Genomic DNA, 17,236 nt, shown 5'->3' on the forward strand with positions numbered 1-17,236 from the left:
CTTTTCCCCGGCGAAATCGGAATTAGAGAAGGCGCTCCAGGTAGGTGACCGTCTTCTTGCCGCCATGGATCGCCGCCGCGCCCACGGTCACGAACCCCAGCGCCGCGTGGAACCTGTCCGACGCCGGGTTGGGCGGATCGGAATTGACCTCGCAGACGATCCGCTCGTGCCCCGCCGCCTTGGCCGCCACGAACAGGTCGTCATAGAGCGCCCGCGCCAGACCCCTGCCCCGCGCGCTGTCGGCCACCACCACCCGGTCGACATAGACGAAGGCGGGGTAACGCTCGCGGAACCACAGATAGTTGACGCTGTCGTAGTCGGCCGCCTGGTCGAAGGTCAGCAGCAGGGCGTCGGCCACGCCGACGCGGCGGGCGACGAAGGCCTGATCCACCAGGTGCGCCAGGCGCTCGGGCTCCAGCCACGACAGCTCCACCGCATGGGCGTTGTTCAGCGCCAGCAGGGCCGCGCCGTCCGCGCCGGCCAGGTCGTTCGTCGTCAGCGACGTCACGGTCATGTCGGTCTCCCCAAGGGATGAGCACCTAGGGCTGCGCGAGCCTGGCCGCAAGCCGGCCCGCGACAGTGATCACTGGCAACGTGTCCGCGATTTAATCCACATTTCACGCTTGTAACTTTCAACGCGCCGCGCCCACGGCCACGTTGCCCCGGCAGAACGAAGGCCCTGGGGAGGGCCTCCAAGGGGACGACCGCGATGCTGGCAAGCGTGCTGATCATGGCCTTGGCGAGCATGGCCCCGCTCGATGCGGATCCGCCGGTCGCGACCGCCGACCTGGCCGCCCCCATCCCGGCGGCGCAGGACGCCGACCCGACCCAGCGCGGCGTCATCCCCTATGCGCCCGAGTTCTTCGCCGCCGCCCAGCCCAGCACGGCGCTGGACATGATCACCCGCCTGCCAGGCTTCAACCTGGAGCAGGGCGACAATGTCAGGGGCTTCGCGGGCGCGGCCGGCAATGTGCTGATCAACGGCGAGCGCCCGACCACCAAGAACGAATCGCTGGAGGACATGCTGCGCCGCATCGCGGCCCCGACCGTCGAGCGCATCGACCTGATCCGCGGCGGCGCGCCGGGCGTCGACATGCAGGGCCGCACGGTGATGGCCAACATCGTGCTCAAGCGCACGGTCCAGGTGCAGAAGGTCATCAACGTCCAGACCTATGTCTATCCGGATGGCCTGTTCGGCCCGATCATCGAGCTGGAAGGCTCGCGCCGCGAGGGCGACCACGCGCTGGAAGGCTCGCTGAAGGCCACCCAGGACCGCACCGACAACACCTTCGACGGCGGCGTGCGCCTGCGCACCGACGGCAAGGGCGCGCCGACCGCCAAGGACGCCCTGAAGGGCTACGACACCATCTACAACTACGTGCTGCGCGGCGCGGCGCAGCGGCCGAGCCTGGGCGGCAAGGCGCGGGTCAACGCCAAGCTCGAATATTTCGGCTACGATCGCGACGTCACAGCCACGCGGGTGTTCCCCGCTCCCGGCCGCGAGGTCACCGGCGAGAAGCTGCACAACTGGTCGGGCGAGTTCGGCGCCCGTTTCGACCGCGGCCTGTCGGCCCGCTCGGACCTGCAGCTGGTCGTGCTGCAGAACATCAACCGCGAGATCTACGGCTCGACCTTCGAGGATCCGCGCCTGTTCGTGGACTACAGGTCACGCACCGACACCGGCGAGACTATTCTCCGCTCGGAACTGCGTCATCGCCGCGGCGACAGCCTGTCGTTCGAGGCCGGGCTCGAGGGCGCCTACAACGTCCTGGACGGCGACACGCGCTATTTCGAGAACAGCGTCGCCATCCCCTTGCCCGCCGCCCAGGTCAAGGTCGAGGAGCTGCGCGGCGAGCTGTCGGGCAAGGCGATCTGGCGGGCCAGCCCCAAGCTGAACGTCGAGGCCGGGGCGCGTCTGGAGGTCTCGAAGATCAGCCAGAGCGGCGACACCGACCTCTCCAGGCGGTTTTTCTATCCCAAGCCCCGGCTGCTCGCGACCTGGTCGCCGACGACGACCGACCAGCTGCGGGTGCGGGTCGAGCGCGAGGTCGGCCAGTTGGACTTCGGCGATTTCGTCTCGTCGGCGGGCGTCGAGACAGGCACCGTGGACGCCGGCAATCCCGACCTGGCGCCCGAGCGCAAGTGGGTGCTGGAGACGGCTTGGGAAAAGCGCTTCTGGGGCGGCGGCGCCCTGGTGCTGCTGTGGCGTCACGCGCAGATCCAGGACGTGGTCGACGTCATCCCGATCAACAAGGTGTTCGAGGCGCCGGGCAATATCGGCAACGGGACGAGCGACTTCTACCAGGTCAACCTGACCCTGCCGACCGACAAGCTGGGCGTCAGCGGCGGCCAGTTGAAGATGCGGGCCTCGTGGGCGCAAAGCGAGGTCACCGACCCCGTCACCCACGGCAAGCGCCGCATCTCGGCCCAGACGCCGTTCACCTGCGACGTGCGCTTTACGCGCGACATGCCGGGCGGCAAGTGGAGCTGGGGCGTGATCACCTTCTGCCCGAACGAGCAGCGTTACTACCGCGTCGGCGAGGTGCGCACCTTCCGGTTCGAGCAGTGGGTGGAAGGCTTCTTCGAGTGGCGGCCGCGCAAGGACCTGACCATTCGCACCGAGCTGGCCAACTGGACCAGTCGGCACAAGATCCGCACGCGGGAGATCTATGCCGGCGGCCGGGGAACTGGCGTCGTCACCCAGGTCGAACAGCGCGAGCTGCCGTTCGAGCCGTACCTGTTCATCAAGGTGCGCAAGAGCTTTGGGTAGGGAACGGAAACGGTCTCGGGCGGTTTGAGCCACCCCCGAGACCGTCCCACCCGAAGGTGAGGCGTGGCCCCTCCACGCCTCGTGAAGGGCCCCGGGCAAACCGCCGGGGCCCTTCTTTCATTTGGGCCTGGCTTAGGCCTGACCCGTGACCGTCGAGTCCGCGATCGGTTGCGGATCGGTCTCGTCGGCGCCGTGCGACCATTTCTTCAGGAGCGGAGACAGGATCAGGAACACCACGCCCAGGCCGATGGCGGCCAGGCCGATGATCTTGAAGACCAGCAGCGACTGAGCCATGGCGGCGGCGGGGTTCAGGACCTGCCCGCCGATCGTCTCGGTGGCGGCGATGGCGGCGATCCAGCCGCCGAACAGATTGGCCATGGCCAGCGCCATGTACCAGACGGCCATCACGAACGAGACCATGTGCAGCGGCGACAGCTTGGTCATCTGCGACAGGCCGACCGGCGACATGCACATCTCGCCGCCCGTGTGCAGCATGTACATCAGCACCAGGAAGATCAGCGGCATCTTGAAGGCGCCGTCGGCGAACTGAGCCCCGACCAGCAGGATCAGGAAGCCGGCCCCGACCTGGATCAGCGACAGGCCGAACTTGATCATCGGGTTCGGGTTGATCCCGCGCGCGGTCAGAAGCGTCCAGAGAGCGGCGAAGACCGGAGCGAAGATCAGGATCCAGCCGGCGTTGATGGCCTGGGTCTGGGCGGCGTTGAAGTCGGTGTTGACCCAGAACTTGCCGACCGTCGAGATGCCGGCGGCGGTCAGCTGGGCGGGTGAGCCCAGCACCACCGAACCGCCGAACCATTCGATCGGCTTGGAGATCAGGGTCAGGTTGACGTTGGTCGCCGCGAACAGGTTCAGCGAAGAACCGGCCTGTTCGAACAGGGTCCAGAACACCACCGCTCCCAGCACCAGCACCGTGGCCAGCAGGAGACGTTCGCGTTCGACCTTCTCGCACTTGGCGAAGGCGACCCACAGGATATAGCCCAGCGAGCCGAACATGCCGGCCAGCAGGGTGACATTGACCACCGGCGTGCGCTGGACGACCAGGAACACCGCCGCCACGGCCAACAGCGAGACGCCATAGATCACCACCTCGCGGGTGATCGGGCCGGCGACCTTTTCCTTCAGCTTCGCGCCTTCCGGCGGCTCGCCACGACCCAGCAGCCAGGGCTTGCCCAGCACGAAGATCACGAAGCCGGCCAGCATCCCCAGACCCGCCGCGCCGAAGCCGGCCCACCAGCCGACGTTGACGCCCAGGATGCCGCACAGGATCGAGGCCCAGAACGAGCCCAGGTTGATGCCGAAATAGTAGAGGGTGAAGCCCGGATCGCGGCGCGGATCGCCCTGCGGATAGAGCTGCCCGACCAGGGCCGCGACGTTCGACTTCATGAAGCCGACGCCGACGATGATCAGCGACAGGGCCAGCCAGAAAATGTTCAGGTACATCGGGTCGCGGTCTTTGACGTCCAGCTTGTACGCGCCCTTGGGCAGCACGGCGGGCAGGCCCGCGTCGGCCGGCAGGTTCTTGACCGTGAAGTCGCCCGCCTCGGTCGCCGTGACGTCGTAGGGCTTGCCCGCGACGATCATCTTGGCCACGCGCGTCTCGCCCCGGCCCTCGGCCTGGAACTCATAGGTCTGGCCGGCATAGGTCAGGGTCTGAACGGCCGGCTTGCCCTCGACGGCCATGGCCAGGTGGCCGGCCACCAGCAGGATCGCGCCGAACGCCACCGCCTTGCGGGTGCCCAGATAACGGTCGGCCAGGAAGCCGCCCAGCAGGGGCACGATATAGACCAGCGAGGTGTAGGAGCCGTAGTGGCCGCTGGCGACCTTGGGGTCGAACAGGAAATGCTGGGTCAGGTAGAAGATCAGCAGGCCCCGCATGCCGTAGTAGGAGAACCGCTCCCACATCTCGGCCAGAAAGCAGATGATCAGGCCGCGCGGGTGGCCTCTGAGCAGCTGCACAAGGACGGGAATGCCGGTCACGAGCGTGACCAGGATGCCCGCGGCGATAACGATGTTCATACGCTAGCCTTGAAACGTAACGAGTGGCGCGGACGGACCCCCCAGTGGTCAAATCATCCCCGCCGGCCCCAATTTGGCGGGGAGAAGATCACGCGCACGGCGGTTTCACAAGCAACGGCTTGCCGGACAGGTTTCGCGTTCCGATCTAGGGCATGAAGCTTGGCGGTCGCCTCGTGCGTTTGCATGGCGAACCCTTTTCTGGCGGGAGCGCCCCATGAAGATCCCCGACGAGAGCCACCCCATCACCATCACCCGCGCGCCGAACACGGTGCGGGTGTTGTTCGAAGGCCACGAGATCGCCGACAGCGACGACGTGCTGGTGCTGAAGGAGGCCAACTATCCGGCCGTCTTCTACTTCCCGCGCGACGACGTGCGCATGGCTTTCCTGCGCCGCACCGACAAGGTGACCCACTGCCCCTACAAGGGCGACGCCAGCTACTTCACCATCTATCGCGACGCCCAGCTGATCGAGAACGCGGTCTGGTCCTACGAGGACCCGTATCCGTCGGTCGGCCAGATCGGCGACCGCGTGGCCTTCTATCCCGAGCACGTCGAGTTCCAGCTGGGCGAGCGCACGGCGGCCGAGACGGAAGCCGTCAACGTCGACGACGTGGTGCGCCATACCGACAGCGGTTCCGGGTCCAGCCAGGCGGAGCGATGGCCGCCCAATGTCGACATGCCTGATCCGGATCAGATCGAGCCCGATGTCGACCAACCCTACCGCGGCACGGGGTCGCTGTAGGATCAAGCTCGGGCTTAAGCCCGCGTTAACCGCTGGGAGCGTGACCATACCGGTCTAGCTCCCATCAGAGGGGCGCGGAGGAAACCATGGCCTACGTCTCCTATCGGACGGACGCTGTTCACGCGACGACGACCCAAATCCAGGTTCCTTTGGCCCAGCGCAAGCTCGCCTGGGGCCGCCTGTTCGCCTTGGCGGCGACCATCAGCCTATGGGTCGGCATCATCGCCGGCGTGCGGGCGATCCTTTAGGTCCGCCCGCCTGCTCAGTAGGCGCAGTCGGTGAAGACGCGGCTGATGTCGCCCCGCCATTCGCCGTTGTAGAGCGATAGCAAGCGCTCGGCCGGGGTGATGCCGCTGTCGGCGATCTGTTCCAGCTCGCCCAGATAGATGGTCTCGTCCAGGAAACCGCCATTGATATGAGCGCGGTTCTTCAGGCCGGACTTGGCGATGGCCACGAAGTCCTTGGCCACGTCCCGCACGGCGCGGCCAGCGACCTTGGCCTTCAGGCCCAGCTTGGGCACGTCGCGGCGCAGGCCCTCGCGGTCCTCGAGTGTCCAGTGCTTGCAGAGGTCCCAGGCCGAGGCCAGGGCCGCGTCGTCGTAGAACACGCCGGTCCACAGCGCCGGCAGGGCGCACAGACGGCTCCAGGGGCCGGCGTCGGCGCCGCGCATCTCCAGATAGGTCTTCAGGCGTACTTCCGGGAAGGCCGTGGTCGTGTGATCGGCCCAGTCCTTCATCGTGGCGATCTCGCCGGGCAGCTCGGGCAGCTTGCCCTCGATGAAGTCGCGGAACGACCGGCCGGCGACGTCGATATACTTGTCGCCGCGCTTGACGAAATACATCGGCACGTCGAGGGCGTAGCGAGCATAGCGCTCGAAATCGAAGCCGTCCTCGAACACGAAGTCGAGCAGGCCCGTGCGGTTGGGATCGGTGTCGGTCCAGACGTTGGCGCGAGCCGACAGGAAGCCGTTCGGCTTGCCTTCCGTAAACGGAGAATTGGCGAACAGCGCCGTGGCGATCGGCTGCAGGGCCAGGCTCATACGGAACTTGGCGACCATGTCGGCTTCGCTGGAGAAGTCCAGATTGGCCTGCACCGTGCAGGTGCGCAGCATCATGTCCAGGCCAAGGTTGCCGACCTTGGGCATGTACTCGCGCATGATCACGTACCGGCCCTTGGGCATGATCGGCACGTCCGCGCGCTTCCACACCGGCGAGAAGCCCAAGCCCAGGAAGCCCAGGCCCAGCTCGTCGGCGACGGTCTTGACCTCGTCCAGGTGCTGGCCGGTCTCGTCGCAGATGTCGTGCATGGTCGCCAGCGGCGCGCCCGACAGCTCGAACTGGCCGCCCGGCTCCAGGCTGACATTGGCGCCGTTGCGCTCGAGGCCGATGATGACCTCGCCTTCCATGACCGGCTTCCAGCCGAAGCGCCGCAGCCCCGTCAGCAGGGCGTGGACGCCCTTGTCGCCGTCGTATGGAACGGGGGCGTGAGAGCCCAGGTAGAAGCCGAACTTCTCGTGCTCGGCCCCCACGCGGAAGGCCTCCTTGGGCTTGGACCCTTGGGCGAAATAGTCGGTCAGATCGGCGAGCGTCAGTTGACGCTCTTGGACGCTAGCGGTGTCGGCCATGCAAGCCGTCCCTCCCCAGGGGTTGCGATGCTGAGGGAGGAGAGGGCCCATTCTCTCCACCGACGGCTATACTAATCGGTCACGCCCAGTTGGGCGTTTTCTTTACGAACCTCAAGGGGTCACCTTGAGCATATATTTCTATCGCCAGTCTCCGACGGCCGCCTGCCACAGCGTCATGGCCGAGATCGCGGCCGTGTCGGCGCGCAGGATGCGCGGCCCCAGAGACACCGGCGTGACGAAGGAAAGGCCCCGCAGGCGCTCGCGTTCCTCGGGGGCGAAACCGCCTTCGGGACCAATCAGGATGGCGGCCGGCGCGCTGGTCCCGGCCACCGCCTCGATCACCGGCTTGGCGTCGCCGCCCTCATCGCAGAACACCAGGCGCCGGGCCGGATCCCAGTCGTCCAGGATCTTGTCCAGCTTCTCGGGGTCGGCGACCCGCGGCACGTCCAGGCGCCCGGTCTGCTCGGCGGCCTCCATGGCGATGGCGTCCAGGCGCCCCAGCTTGACGAAGTCGACGTTCGTCCGCCGCGTGATGGTCAGCCGCACCCGGCGCGCGCCCAGCTCGGCGGCCTTCTCGACGATGGTCTCGACCCGGCCGCGCTTGACCATGGCGACGATCAGGTCGAGGTCCGGACCGGCCTCCATCGGACGGGTCTGTTCCTCGGTCTTCAGCAGGCAGCCACGTTTGGTGGCCTCGACGATGGTCGCCCGCCACTCGCCGTCGCGGCCGTTGAACAGCAGGAGCTCGGCTCCGACGCCCAGGCGCATGACCGAGGTCAGGTAGCGCGACTGGTCGACGGTCGGGACGACGCCGACGCCGGCGGAGAGGTCATTGGGAACGAAAAGGCGGATCATTTCGTCCTTCTAGCGCAACTCTTCTTTCCGGGGGTAGGCTCAGCCAATGAGCAAGCACGACGATTACGACAACGAACTCATGCAACTGCAGCTCGCCCTGATCGCGATGCAGCAGAAGGCGATCAAGGACAATTGGAAGATCCTGGTGATCTTCGAGGGCCGCGACTCGGCCGGCAAGGACGGCACGATCGCCCGGGTCACCGAGCACCTGTCCAAGCGCGCCACCACCGTCGTCGCCCTGCCCAAGCCGACCGAGCGCGAACGCAGCGAGTGGTACTTCCAGCGTTATGTCGACTATCTGCCGGCCTGCGGCGAGGCGGTGATCTTCAACCGCTCCTGGTACAACCGGGCGGGGGTCGAGCGCGTGATGGACTTCTCTAGCCCCGAGCAGCAGGAGCAATTCCTGCGTGACGTGCCGGCTTTCGAGCGGATGCTGGTCGAGAACGGCCTGCGCTACGTCAAGTTCTGGCTGGATATCAGCCGCGAGGAGCAGGCCCAGCGCCTGAAGGCCCGCCGCGAGGATCCGCTGAAGGCCTTCAAGACCAGTGATCTCGACAAGGTCGCCCAGGACAGGTGGGACGACTACACCAAGGCCCGCGACGAGATGCTGATGCGCACCCACAGCGACATCGCGCCGTGGATCTGCGTGCGCGCCGACCACAAGAAGGCCGCCCGGCTCAATGTCATCCGCTGGCTGCTGCACGCGGCCGGCGACAAGAAGCTGGCCAAGGGCGTGGCCAAGCCGGACCCCAGCGTCATCTTCTCGTTCGAGCCGGCGGCGCTGGAGGACGGGCGACTGGCCCGCTAACGCTTCTTCCGCGCCGCGCGCTCGGCGGCGATCTCCAGGTTCTCGGCGATGCGATGCTGGACGATGTCGCGGATCAGGTCCGGCGGCAGCGGCGCGTCGGGCTGGAAGCGGATCGTGCCCTTGGCGGTCTCGAAACCCTTCAGCCGATCGGCGAACTGGCTGATCAGCGCCCCCGGATAGAAGGCGCAGTGCTTGGCGGCCGCGCCGAAGTGGACCAGGTTCCCCTTCAGCTTGAAGGTCGGCAGGCCGTAGCTGATCGCCTCCTCGGCCTCCGGCGCCAGCGCCTGGATCTGGCCGCGCAAGGTCTCCAGCGCCGCGCGCTGGTCGGCCGGCAGCTTGGCCAGGTAGTCGTCGATCGAGGCGGCGGGCGGCTTCATCATCGCGAGATCCTCCGAGAACGCGGCCCATCCGGCCACGAAACCAGGACGTTCGAAAAGTCCCGATCCCGACACGCAGCTTCACAACGGTGCGTTAGCATGGTGCTGTCCCCGAAACGGAGAGAAACGCCCGCATGGACGCGACTGACGCCAAGACGGTTCGCACCGCCGCCGTGACGCGACTGGCGATCGGCCTCGCCCAGGGCGTGCTGCTGTTCCTGCTGCACCATGCCGACGACACCAAGACCTGGCCGGCCACCCAGCCGCTGCTGTTCGCGCCGCTGCTGGTCTGCGTGCTGATGGTCCCGCTGATCGCGTTGGGCGGGCTGTCGGCCATGCGCCGCCTGCCGCTGATCGTCTGGAGCGGGATCGCCGTTGTCCTGGCCGCCGTGCTGGCGGTCCACGCCGCCTGGACCGGAGCCGCGCCCGGCCGGATCGGCGCGGGCGCCCTGTCGCCGGCGGTGTTCCCCGCCGTGGCGGCCCTGCTGTTCATCGCCCACCACCTGATCCAGCCGGCCGAGGCGGCCCGCAAGCCGGTGGCGCCTTACGCGGACTACTTCGACCTGGCCTGGATGCATGGCGTCCAGTTGGCGCTGTCGATCGCCTTCACCGGCGTGTTCTGGATCGTGATCGCGCTGGGCGGAGCCCTCTTCAAGCTGATCGGCATCGACGCCATCCAGAAGCTGACCAACGAGGCGGCCTTCGCCATGCCGGCCACCTGCGTGATGTTCGCCGCCGCCGTGCAGCTGACCGATGTCCGCGCCGGCCTGGTGCGCGGCGTGCGCGGCGTCGCCCTGACCCTGCTCGCCTGGCTGCTGCCGCTGATGACCCTGATCGCGGCCGGCTTCCTGGCCAGCCTGCCGTTCACGGGCCTCGCGCCGCTCTGGAAGACCAAGGCCGCCACGGCGCTCCTGCTGTCGGCCGCCGCCCACCTGATCGTGCTGATCAACGCCGCGTACCAGGATGGGACCGAGCCCGGCCCCGTCGTGTTGCGCTGGGCCGCGCGGATCGCAGGGGCGCTGCTGATCCCGATCGCCATCCTGGCCAGCTACGCCCTCTATCTGCGCGTCGACCAGTACGGCCTGACGCCCGAGCGGGTGTTCGCCGCCGCCTTCGTCGTGGTCGCCGCCGGCTACGCCCTGGGCTACGCGGTCGCCGCGATCCGTCCCGGCTCTTGGATGAAGACGCTGGAGCCGACCAACCTGGCCATGGCGGTGGTCGCGGTCGTGCTGCTGGTCGCCCTGTTCACCCCGATCGCCGATCCGGCCCGCCTGTCGGTGAACAGCCAGGCCCAGCGCCTGGAGGCCGGCAAGGTCGCGCCCGACAAGTTCGACTATCAGTTCCTGCGCTTCGACAGCGGTCGCTACGGCCGCGAGGCCCTGGACCGGCTGAAGTCCGACAAGAACCCCGACATCGCCAAGCGCGCCGCCGACGCCGTGGCGATGAAGGAGAAGACCTACGCTCCCGCCAACCGCGGGCCGGACTTCGGCAACATGAAGGTCTATCCGGCCGGCAAGGCGCTACCCGACAGCTTCCGCGCCCAGGACTGGACCGCCAACGACTCCGACGCGGTCTGCACCTTCGCCGGCATGCAGTGCGCGGCCCTGGTGCTGGACATCGATGGCGACGGCGCCGACGAGGTGCTGCTGGCCAGCGGCGGCAGCTTCGACGTCTTCAAGTCCACCGACCACGGCTGGCGGCGGATCGCCCAGGCCGGCTCGTCCTGCCCCGGTCTCGACATCGACGCGGCGCTGAAGGCCGGCGCCGTGCGGACCGAGGAGCCGACCGCGCGCCGCGACCTGCTGGTCGGCGACCAGCGGCTGGTGCTGGCCCCCACCGGCGACGGCTGCAACGGCAGCGTCACCAACAAACCCGGCGTGTGGCTGCCGACGGATATCCGCCCGCCGCGAGCGCGTTAGCGCGCTCAATCTTTTTAACTGTAGAGCCTGTTTATCAGGCTCTACGCCACCCCGGCGCTGATGGCGTTGAGCCTGGCATAGACTCCGCCGCTGGCCGCCAGTTCGGCATGGCGGCCTTCCTCGACGACGCGGCCGCCCTGGAAGACCAGGATGCGGTCGGCGCCGCGCACGGTCGACAGGCGGTGGGCGATGACGATCGTCGTCCGGCCGTCCATCAGCGCCTCCGCCGCGGCCTGCACCTGGCCCTCGGTCTCGACGTCCAGCGACGAGGTCGCCTCGTCCAGGACCAGGATCGGCGCGTCGGTCAGGAAGGCGCGGGCGATGGCCACCCGCTGGCGCTCGCCGCCCGACAGCTTGACGCCGCGCTCGCCGACCAGGGTGTCGTAGCCCTGGGGCAGGCGCAGGATGAAGTCGTGGGCCTTGGCCTTCTTCGCCGCCGCCTCGACCTCTTCGCGCGTGGCGCCGGGGCGGCCATAGGCGATGTTCTCGAGCAAGGACCGATGGAACAGGGCCGGGTCCTGCGGCACCACCGCGATGGCGCGGCGCAGGGACGCCTGGCTGACCCGCGAGACGTCCTGGCCGTCGATGACGATCGCGCCGTCCTGCAGGTCGTGCAGCCGCTGGACCAGCTTGACGAAGGTCGACTTGCCCGAGCCCGTCGGCCCGACCAGCGCCACCCGCTCGCCGGGCGCGATCTTCAGGGAGAAGTGGTCGTACAGGGGCGCTCCCGCCGCCTTGTAGCGGAAGGTCACGTCCTTGAATTCAATGCTGCCGGGACCCCGCTGGAAGTCGGGCGCATCGGGAATGTCGGCGATCTGCGGCTGCAGGCGCGTCCAGGCCGCGACGTCCTCGGTGTCGTCGATGCCCTTCTGCAGCATGCGGATGTTTTCGCCCAGGTTCCGCAGATAGCCGCTCATCAGCATGAAGGCGGTGATGGCGAAGACCACGTCGCCGGGCGTGGCCGTGCCCTTGGCCCAGCCCCAGACCATCGCGCCCGTCAGCCCGGCCTGCAGCACCACCAGCAGCAGGTTCTGGCCCAGCCAGACGTCGGTGAAGCGGCTCCAGGTGACCATCACCGCGTCGCGCCATTGCGCCGTCACCTCGGCCAGACGCGCGGCCTCGCGCTGCTCCGCGCCGAAGCTCTTGACGGTCGGGTTGGAGGTCACGGCGTCGGCCAGGGCCCCGCCGATCCGCGAATCCAGGGCGTTGGAGCGCAGGTTGCTGGGCCGGACGTACCGCTCGGTGATCCACAGGTTCACCGACAGATAGGCCACCACCACGATCAGCGAGATCGCGCCCGCCAGGGGCTGGCGCAGCAGCATGCCGATCGACAGGCCGATCAGCACGATGATCCCCGGACCCAGCCAGATGGTCACGGCGTCCGTGACGCTGTCATAACCCCACATGGCCCGGGTCAGCTTGCGCACCGTCGCGCCGGCGAAGCTGTCGGCGTGCCAGTCCGACGAGAAGGCCTGCACCTTGGCGAAACCCTCGTTGGTCATCTCCTCCATGTTCCGGGCCGCCAGCGGGATCCAGAACCGGTGGGCGATGTTGCGCACCACCGCGAAGGCGAAATAGACGCCGACGAACACCCCCAGCGCCCGCCAGGCGGCGACGTCGCCGCGCGGCCTGCTGCCGATGATATCCACCAGATGGCCCGAGGCGTAGGGCAGGGCCAGGTCAAAGGCGATGGCCACCAGGGTCAGTGAAACGCCGAGGCCGAACAGCACCGGCCGCCGCTTCCAGAAACGGGCCACGAAGGCCAGCACCTGGCGGTTCGACAGCGCGCGCTTGCGAGCGCCGGTTTCGTCTTCATCCTCGATCGCGTCGGTCATGGGCGGGGAGATAGTGCTTTAACGGCCCGCCGTCATCCCGCGCTGATCTTAGCCTTCCGCTTGCGCTTGCGCCCGCCGCCGAAGGGCCGCCAGCGCAGAAACCAGCGGATCGCCGGCCCGATCACCGGCACGCGCAGCATCGGCCGGACCGTGTGCGGGCGGGTCTTGAGGAAACACAGCACCGCGCCGATCCAGAACACCGTCGTCGGCATGTAAGGAACGACCAGGCCTACCGCGCCCGTGGCGAACAGCGTACCGCCCAGGCCGTCGAGCAGCCGGCGCTCCATGCGGGTCAGGTCGCGGCGCTTGCGGCGAGGCTTGAGACTCATTCTCAGACGCTAGCGCTTCGGCGCCGCAGCCGAAAGCCTCAGAACGCCTCGGCCACGCCACCGACCCGGCGCGGCGGACGGCGGTTCAGACCGCGCTCGACGCGAGGGCCGAACTTGGCAGCTGTGGTCAGGCGGCGGACCATCTTCTGGTCGCCGACGCGGGCGAACAGCTTGGCGGCGGCGGTCCACAGGGTGGTGGTCACCGGATGGGGCAGGACGATCCCGGCGCCGACGCCGGCGATCAGCAGGCTCCAGCCGGACAGACGAATGGCGGCGGTGGTCATCTGAATCGCTCCTGCGAATGGCTTGCAGGAGGACCTTCGCCTCACAGGCCGGATAAATCCAATTGATCGTTCCTTTCGGCAGGATTGGATTTCCCTATGATGGCTTTCCCGACCCGCTGATTGCGGGTTAAGCCTCGCCCCATGAACACCGCGATCCTGCCCGACGCCGCCGCGACCAACTGGGTCGACCGCCACGCCCCCGAGGGCCTGCGGCCCTGGCTGAAGCTGGGTCGGTTCGATCGGCCGGCGGGAATCTGGCTGCTGATGCTGCCCGGCTGGCAAGGCGTCGCCCTGGCCGCCGCCGAGCAGGGCCGCTGGCCCAATCCGCTGCTGCTGCTGGCGGTGTTCGTCGGCGCGGCCTTGATGCGCGCGGCCGGCTGCGCCTTCAACGACATCGTCGACCGCGACTTCGACGCGCAAGTCGCGCGAACGGCGATGCGCCCGATCCCGGCCGGCCTGATCACGGTCAAGCAGGCCTGGCTGTTCCTTGTGGGCTGCAGCCTGGTCAGCTTGGCTGTCCTGCTATGCCTGGGCTGGGTGGCGATCGGGCTGGGCGTGCTCTCGCTGGGCCTGGTCGCCGGCTACCCGTTCATGAAGCGGATCACCTGGTGGCCGCAGGCCTGGCTGGGCCTGACCTTCAACTGGGGCGCGCTGCTGGGCTACGCCGCCGCCGTGGGCCACCTGTCGTGGTCGGCCGCCCTGCTCTACGCCTCGGGCATCTTCTGGACGCTGGGCTACGACACGATCTACGCGATCCAGGACATCGAGGACGACGCCCTGGCCGGGATCAAGTCGTCGACGCGGAGGCTGGGCAACCATCTCCAGATCGGCGTGGCGGCCTTCTACCTGGCCTCGTTCTGCTTCGTGTTCGCGGCCGGCTGGGTGGGCGATGTCGGACCGCTGTTCCTGCCGCTGGCGGCGCTGTTCGCCTTGCACCTGTCGCGCCAGGCGGCCGCCGTCCGCGTGGACGACGGCCCCTTGGCGCTGAAGCTCTTCAAGTCCAACGCCGTCGCCGGCCTGATCGTCTTCGCCGGCCTGGTCGCGGGGCTGTGGAAGCCGGGGGTCAGGTTCTAAAACGGCCCCTGCTGGTAGATGCGCTGCATGCCGTTCTCCAGCTCGCCCAGCCGCTTGTCGTAGGCGCGGTTCAGGCAAGCCTTGTTGGCCCCGCAGGTGCGGCGATCACGCAGCCACTCCTGCTGCCGGTCGATCAGCGCGCCGCGCCCGCCCATGGCCAGGGTGTGGCGATTGATCCCGTAGAGCACATCCATCCGCACGTCCTTGTCGTTCAAGGACCGCTCGGCGCAGATCGCCTTCTCGTCGGCCGTGCGGGCCTTGCGGCAGTCGAAGCTGGCGGCGCTGGCCGGTAGCGCGCCAGAAACGAAGATGCCGGCGCACGTGGCGGCCAGAACGAGAGCGGGGATCAGTCGGCGCATGAGCGGCTCCAAATGTGACGTTGGGTCATCCTGTCAGGCCTAAGCTGAATGTGCGATGATCGTTCCATGGCCGTCGCACCCCGCGTCAAACCGCAGGACCTGTTCACGCCCGCCGAATGGACGCGGATTTCCGCCCGCTCGTCCTGGCGCGGCGTCGCCATGGTCGCCCACGCCTGGGCCGTGATCCTCTTCGCCGGGGCGCTGTTCGTCTTCTTTCCCAATCCGCTGACCTATGTGCTGGCCGTGATGCTGATCGGCGCGCGACAGCTGGGCCTGGCGATCCTGATGCACGAGGCCGCGCACGGCGGGCTGCACCCGAACCTCAAGGTCAATGACTGGCTGGGCGAATGGCTGTGCGCCGCCCCGACCGGCGCCTCGCTGGCCAAGTACCGGCCCTATCACCTGACCCACCACAAGTTCGCCCAGCAGGCCGAGGATCCGGACCTGATCCTGTCGGCGCCGTTTCCGACGACGCGGGCGTCCCTGCGCCGCAAGATCATCCGCGACCTGACCGGCCAGACCTTCTTCAAGCAGCGGTTCGGACCGCTGTTCGGGAAGATGAAAGGCGACGCCCCCAAGGGCGCGATCTTCGCCGGCGAGGTGGCGCGGCAAAAGCCGTTCCTGCTGTGGAACCTCGGCATCCTGGTCGTCCTGTCGGCGATGGGCCTGTGGTGGGCGTGGCTGGCCCTCTGGATCGTGCCGATGGCCACCTGGTTCCCGCTGGTCACCCGCCTGCGCAACATCGCCGAGCACGCCCTGGTGGCCAAGGACGAGCCCGACCCGTTCCGCCACGCGCGCACCACCCAGGCCAACTGGCTCGAGCGCGCCCTGATCGCGCCCTACCACGTCAATTTCCACGCCGAGCACCACATGTTCATGCACACGCCGTGCTGGAACCTGCCGATGGCGCACCGGCTGCTGGCCAAGAAGGGCCTGACGTCCGGCATGCTGACCGCGCCGGGCTATCTGACCGTGCTGAAGGCCGCGTCGAGCAAGACGGTCACCGCCTAGCCTAGGGCGTGCGCTCTGTTTGTTGGCGAGCCTGTTTTTCTGGTTCGGCTGTTTCACATCCGAACCAGACAGGCTCTAAGCGCGCCATGATCGTCCAGACCCTGGAAGGCCGCCGCGCCTTCATCCGCGACAACACCCGTTTCCAGCCGACGCCGCACGCGCCGGAGCTGTCGCTGCATCTGGCCGACGAGATCACCCCGATCTGGAAGCTGACCGAGGAAGCCCTGGAGGAGATCGGCCTGCCGCCGCCGTTCTGGGCCTTCGCCTGGGCCGGCGGCCAGGCCCTGGCGCGCTACATTCTCGACCATCCCGAGACCGTCGCCGGCAAGCGGGTCATCGACTTCGCCACCGGCTCGGGCATCGTCGCCATCGCCGCGATGAAGGCCGGCGCGGCCAGCGTGCTGGCGGCCGACATCGACGCCTTCTGCGAGGCGGCCGTCAGCCTGAACGCCGAGGCCAACGGCGTCGTGGTCGGCTTCACCGACATAAACCTGCTGGACGCCCCGCCACCGGCGGCCGACGTGCTGCTGGCCGGCGACATCTGTTACGAGAAGCCGATGGCCGAGGCGGTGATGGGCTGGCTGCGGCAGGGCCGGGCCAGCGGCTCCAGCGTGCTGATCGGCGATCCGGGGCGCACCTATTTCCGTAAGGACGACCTGGTGAAGCTGGCCGAGTACCAGGTCGAGACCACCCGCGAGCTCGAGGACTACGCCGTCAAGCGCACCTGCGTCTGGACTCTGCCTTGAGCGCCGACTAGAACATTTGCGGAACATCGTTTGAGGAACGACCCATGCGCGAAGACGGCAAGATCGACTATATCGAGTGGCCCGGCGGCGACCTGCCGGCGACGAAAAGCTTCTACGCGGACGCCTTCGGCTGGAGCTTCGTCGACTACGGTCCCGACTATGTCGCCTTCGAAGGCCAGGGCGCCGACGGCGGTTTCGCCAAGCCGCAGGAGGGCGCGACCGACCGACCGCTGGTCATCCTCTACGCCCACGACCTGGAAGCCATGCTGGACAAGGTGACCAAGGCCGGTGGCGTGATCACCGCCCCGATCTTCAGCTTCCCCGGCGGTCGCCGCTTTCATTTCACCGATCCGTCCGGCAATGAACTGGGCGTCTGGAGCGCGACCGGGGTCGAATAGAGCATGCGTCTGGCGAGCGTCTTGCTGTTGGCGCCGGTCATGATGGGGACGGGAGCGGCCACCGACAG

At 68.0% G+C, this 17,236-nt stretch carries 18 protein-coding genes and 1 pseudogene; 9 read left to right on the forward strand and 10 right to left on the reverse strand.

Annotated features, from left to right (window positions below):
• Positions 1-22: 22 nt before the first annotated feature.
• A complete protein-coding gene (locus ACW173_RS05480; RefSeq protein ID WP_492083864.1) occupies positions 23-514 on the reverse strand; it encodes a GNAT family N-acetyltransferase in 492 nt (163 codons plus the stop codon).
• Between the two features lie 195 nt (positions 515-709).
• Between ACW173_RS05480 and ACW173_RS05485 the strand changes: the two genes are divergently transcribed.
• Complete coding sequence (locus tag ACW173_RS05485; protein ID WP_492083865.1) at positions 710-2,770, forward strand: TonB-dependent receptor plug domain-containing protein; 2,061 nt, start codon at positions 710-712, stop codon at positions 2,768-2,770.
• Positions 2,771-2,902: 132 nt separating this feature from the next.
• Here ACW173_RS05485 and ACW173_RS05490 read toward each other — a convergent pair whose 3' ends face one another.
• Positions 2,903-4,807 (reverse strand): peptide MFS transporter, encoded by a 1,905-nt coding sequence (locus ACW173_RS05490; RefSeq protein ID WP_492083866.1) that lies wholly within the window; start codon positions 4,805-4,807, stop codon positions 2,903-2,905.
• A 53-nt stretch (positions 4,808-4,860) separates the two neighbouring features.
• A pseudogene (locus ACW173_RS05495) lies at positions 4,861-4,929 on the reverse strand (hypothetical protein); the annotation flags it as partial.
• Between the two features lie 92 nt (positions 4,930-5,021).
• Between ACW173_RS05495 and ACW173_RS05500 the strand changes: the two are divergent.
• Together ACW173_RS05500 and ACW173_RS05505 are read left to right on the forward strand one after the other, a co-directional pair.
• Positions 5,022-5,549, forward strand: coding sequence for a DUF427 domain-containing protein (locus ACW173_RS05500; protein WP_492083867.1), 528 nt, complete (start codon positions 5,022-5,024; stop codon positions 5,547-5,549).
• 86 nt (positions 5,550-5,635) lie between these two features.
• Complete coding sequence (locus ACW173_RS05505) at positions 5,636-5,797, forward strand: hypothetical protein (RefSeq protein ID WP_492083868.1); 162 nt, start codon at positions 5,636-5,638, stop codon at positions 5,795-5,797.
• Between the two features lie 14 nt (positions 5,798-5,811).
• On the opposite strand, the gene ACW173_RS05510 is transcribed toward ACW173_RS05505, so the two are convergent.
• Positions 5,812-7,173, reverse strand: coding sequence for a glutamate--cysteine ligase (locus ACW173_RS05510; RefSeq protein WP_492083869.1), 1,362 nt, complete (start codon positions 7,171-7,173; stop codon positions 5,812-5,814).
• A gap of 138 nt (positions 7,174-7,311) precedes the next feature.
• Positions 7,312-8,028, reverse strand: coding sequence for a 16S rRNA (uracil(1498)-N(3))-methyltransferase (locus ACW173_RS05515; protein WP_492083870.1), 717 nt, complete (start codon positions 8,026-8,028; stop codon positions 7,312-7,314).
• 46 nt (positions 8,029-8,074) lie between these two features.
• Between ACW173_RS05515 and ppk2 the strand changes: the two genes are divergently transcribed.
• A complete protein-coding gene (ppk2, locus tag ACW173_RS05520) occupies positions 8,075-8,836 on the forward strand; it encodes a polyphosphate kinase 2 (RefSeq protein WP_492083871.1) in 762 nt (253 codons plus the stop codon).
• On the opposite strand, the gene ACW173_RS05525 is transcribed toward ppk2, so the two are convergent.
• Positions 8,833-9,216, reverse strand: a complete 384-nt coding sequence (locus ACW173_RS05525) for an iron chaperone (protein ID WP_492083872.1) — start codon at positions 9,214-9,216, stop codon at positions 8,833-8,835. The two genes, ppk2 and ACW173_RS05525, sit on opposite strands and share 4 nt — an antisense overlap.
• 131 nt (positions 9,217-9,347) lie before the next feature.
• Between ACW173_RS05525 and ACW173_RS05530 the strand changes: the two genes are divergently transcribed.
• Positions 9,348-11,132 carry a DUF4153 domain-containing protein gene (locus tag ACW173_RS05530; protein ID WP_492083873.1) on the forward strand — a complete coding sequence of 595 codons (1,785 nt, stop codon included), beginning with the start codon at positions 9,348-9,350 and terminating at the stop codon, positions 11,130-11,132.
• Positions 11,133-11,173: 41 nt separating this feature from the next.
• Here ACW173_RS05530 and ACW173_RS05535 read toward each other — a convergent pair whose 3' ends face one another.
• Genes ACW173_RS05535 through ACW173_RS05545 form a run of 3 tightly spaced genes read right to left on the reverse strand, consistent with a single transcriptional unit; the run spans position 11,174 to position 13,580 of the window.
• Entirely contained in the window at positions 11,174-12,967 is a 1,794-nt protein-coding gene (locus tag ACW173_RS05535; protein WP_492083874.1) for an ABC transporter ATP-binding protein, read from the reverse strand.
• 32 nt (positions 12,968-12,999) lie between these two features.
• Positions 13,000-13,296 carry a DUF454 family protein gene (locus tag ACW173_RS05540; RefSeq protein WP_492083875.1) on the reverse strand — a complete coding sequence of 99 codons (297 nt, stop codon included), beginning with the start codon at positions 13,294-13,296 and terminating at the stop codon, positions 13,000-13,002.
• Between the two features lie 38 nt (positions 13,297-13,334).
• The gene (locus tag ACW173_RS05545) at positions 13,335-13,580 is read right to left on the reverse strand and encodes a hypothetical protein (protein ID WP_492083876.1); all 246 of its coding nucleotides are present in this window, start codon (positions 13,578-13,580) and stop codon (positions 13,335-13,337) included.
• A 141-nt stretch (positions 13,581-13,721) separates the two neighbouring features.
• Here ACW173_RS05545 and ubiA point away from each other — a divergent pair, with 141 nt between their 5' ends.
• Complete coding sequence (gene ubiA, locus ACW173_RS05550; protein ID WP_492083877.1) at positions 13,722-14,654, forward strand: 4-hydroxybenzoate octaprenyltransferase; 933 nt, start codon at positions 13,722-13,724, stop codon at positions 14,652-14,654.
• On the opposite strand, the gene ACW173_RS05555 is transcribed toward ubiA, so the two are convergent.
• Positions 14,651-15,013 (reverse strand): lysozyme inhibitor LprI family protein, encoded by a 363-nt coding sequence (locus tag ACW173_RS05555; RefSeq protein WP_492083878.1) that lies wholly within the window; start codon positions 15,011-15,013, stop codon positions 14,651-14,653. The genes ubiA and ACW173_RS05555 overlap by 4 nt on opposite strands.
• Positions 15,014-15,079: 66 nt before the next feature.
• Between ACW173_RS05555 and ACW173_RS05560 the strand changes: the two genes are divergently transcribed.
• From ACW173_RS05560 to ACW173_RS05570, 3 genes are all read left to right on the forward strand, one after another.
• The gene (locus ACW173_RS05560; RefSeq protein ID WP_492083879.1) at positions 15,080-16,024 is read left to right on the forward strand and encodes a fatty acid desaturase family protein; all 945 of its coding nucleotides are present in this window, start codon (positions 15,080-15,082) and stop codon (positions 16,022-16,024) included.
• Positions 16,025-16,110: 86 nt separating this feature from the next.
• Complete coding sequence (locus tag ACW173_RS05565; protein WP_492083880.1) at positions 16,111-16,770, forward strand: class I SAM-dependent methyltransferase; 660 nt, start codon at positions 16,111-16,113, stop codon at positions 16,768-16,770.
• Positions 16,771-16,814: 44 nt separating this feature from the next.
• Entirely contained in the window at positions 16,815-17,168 is a 354-nt protein-coding gene (locus ACW173_RS05570; RefSeq protein ID WP_492083881.1) for a VOC family protein, read from the forward strand.
• Positions 17,169-17,236: the final 68 nt, after the last annotated feature.

This window comes from Caulobacter sp. ALps2 (assembly GCF_058681635.1).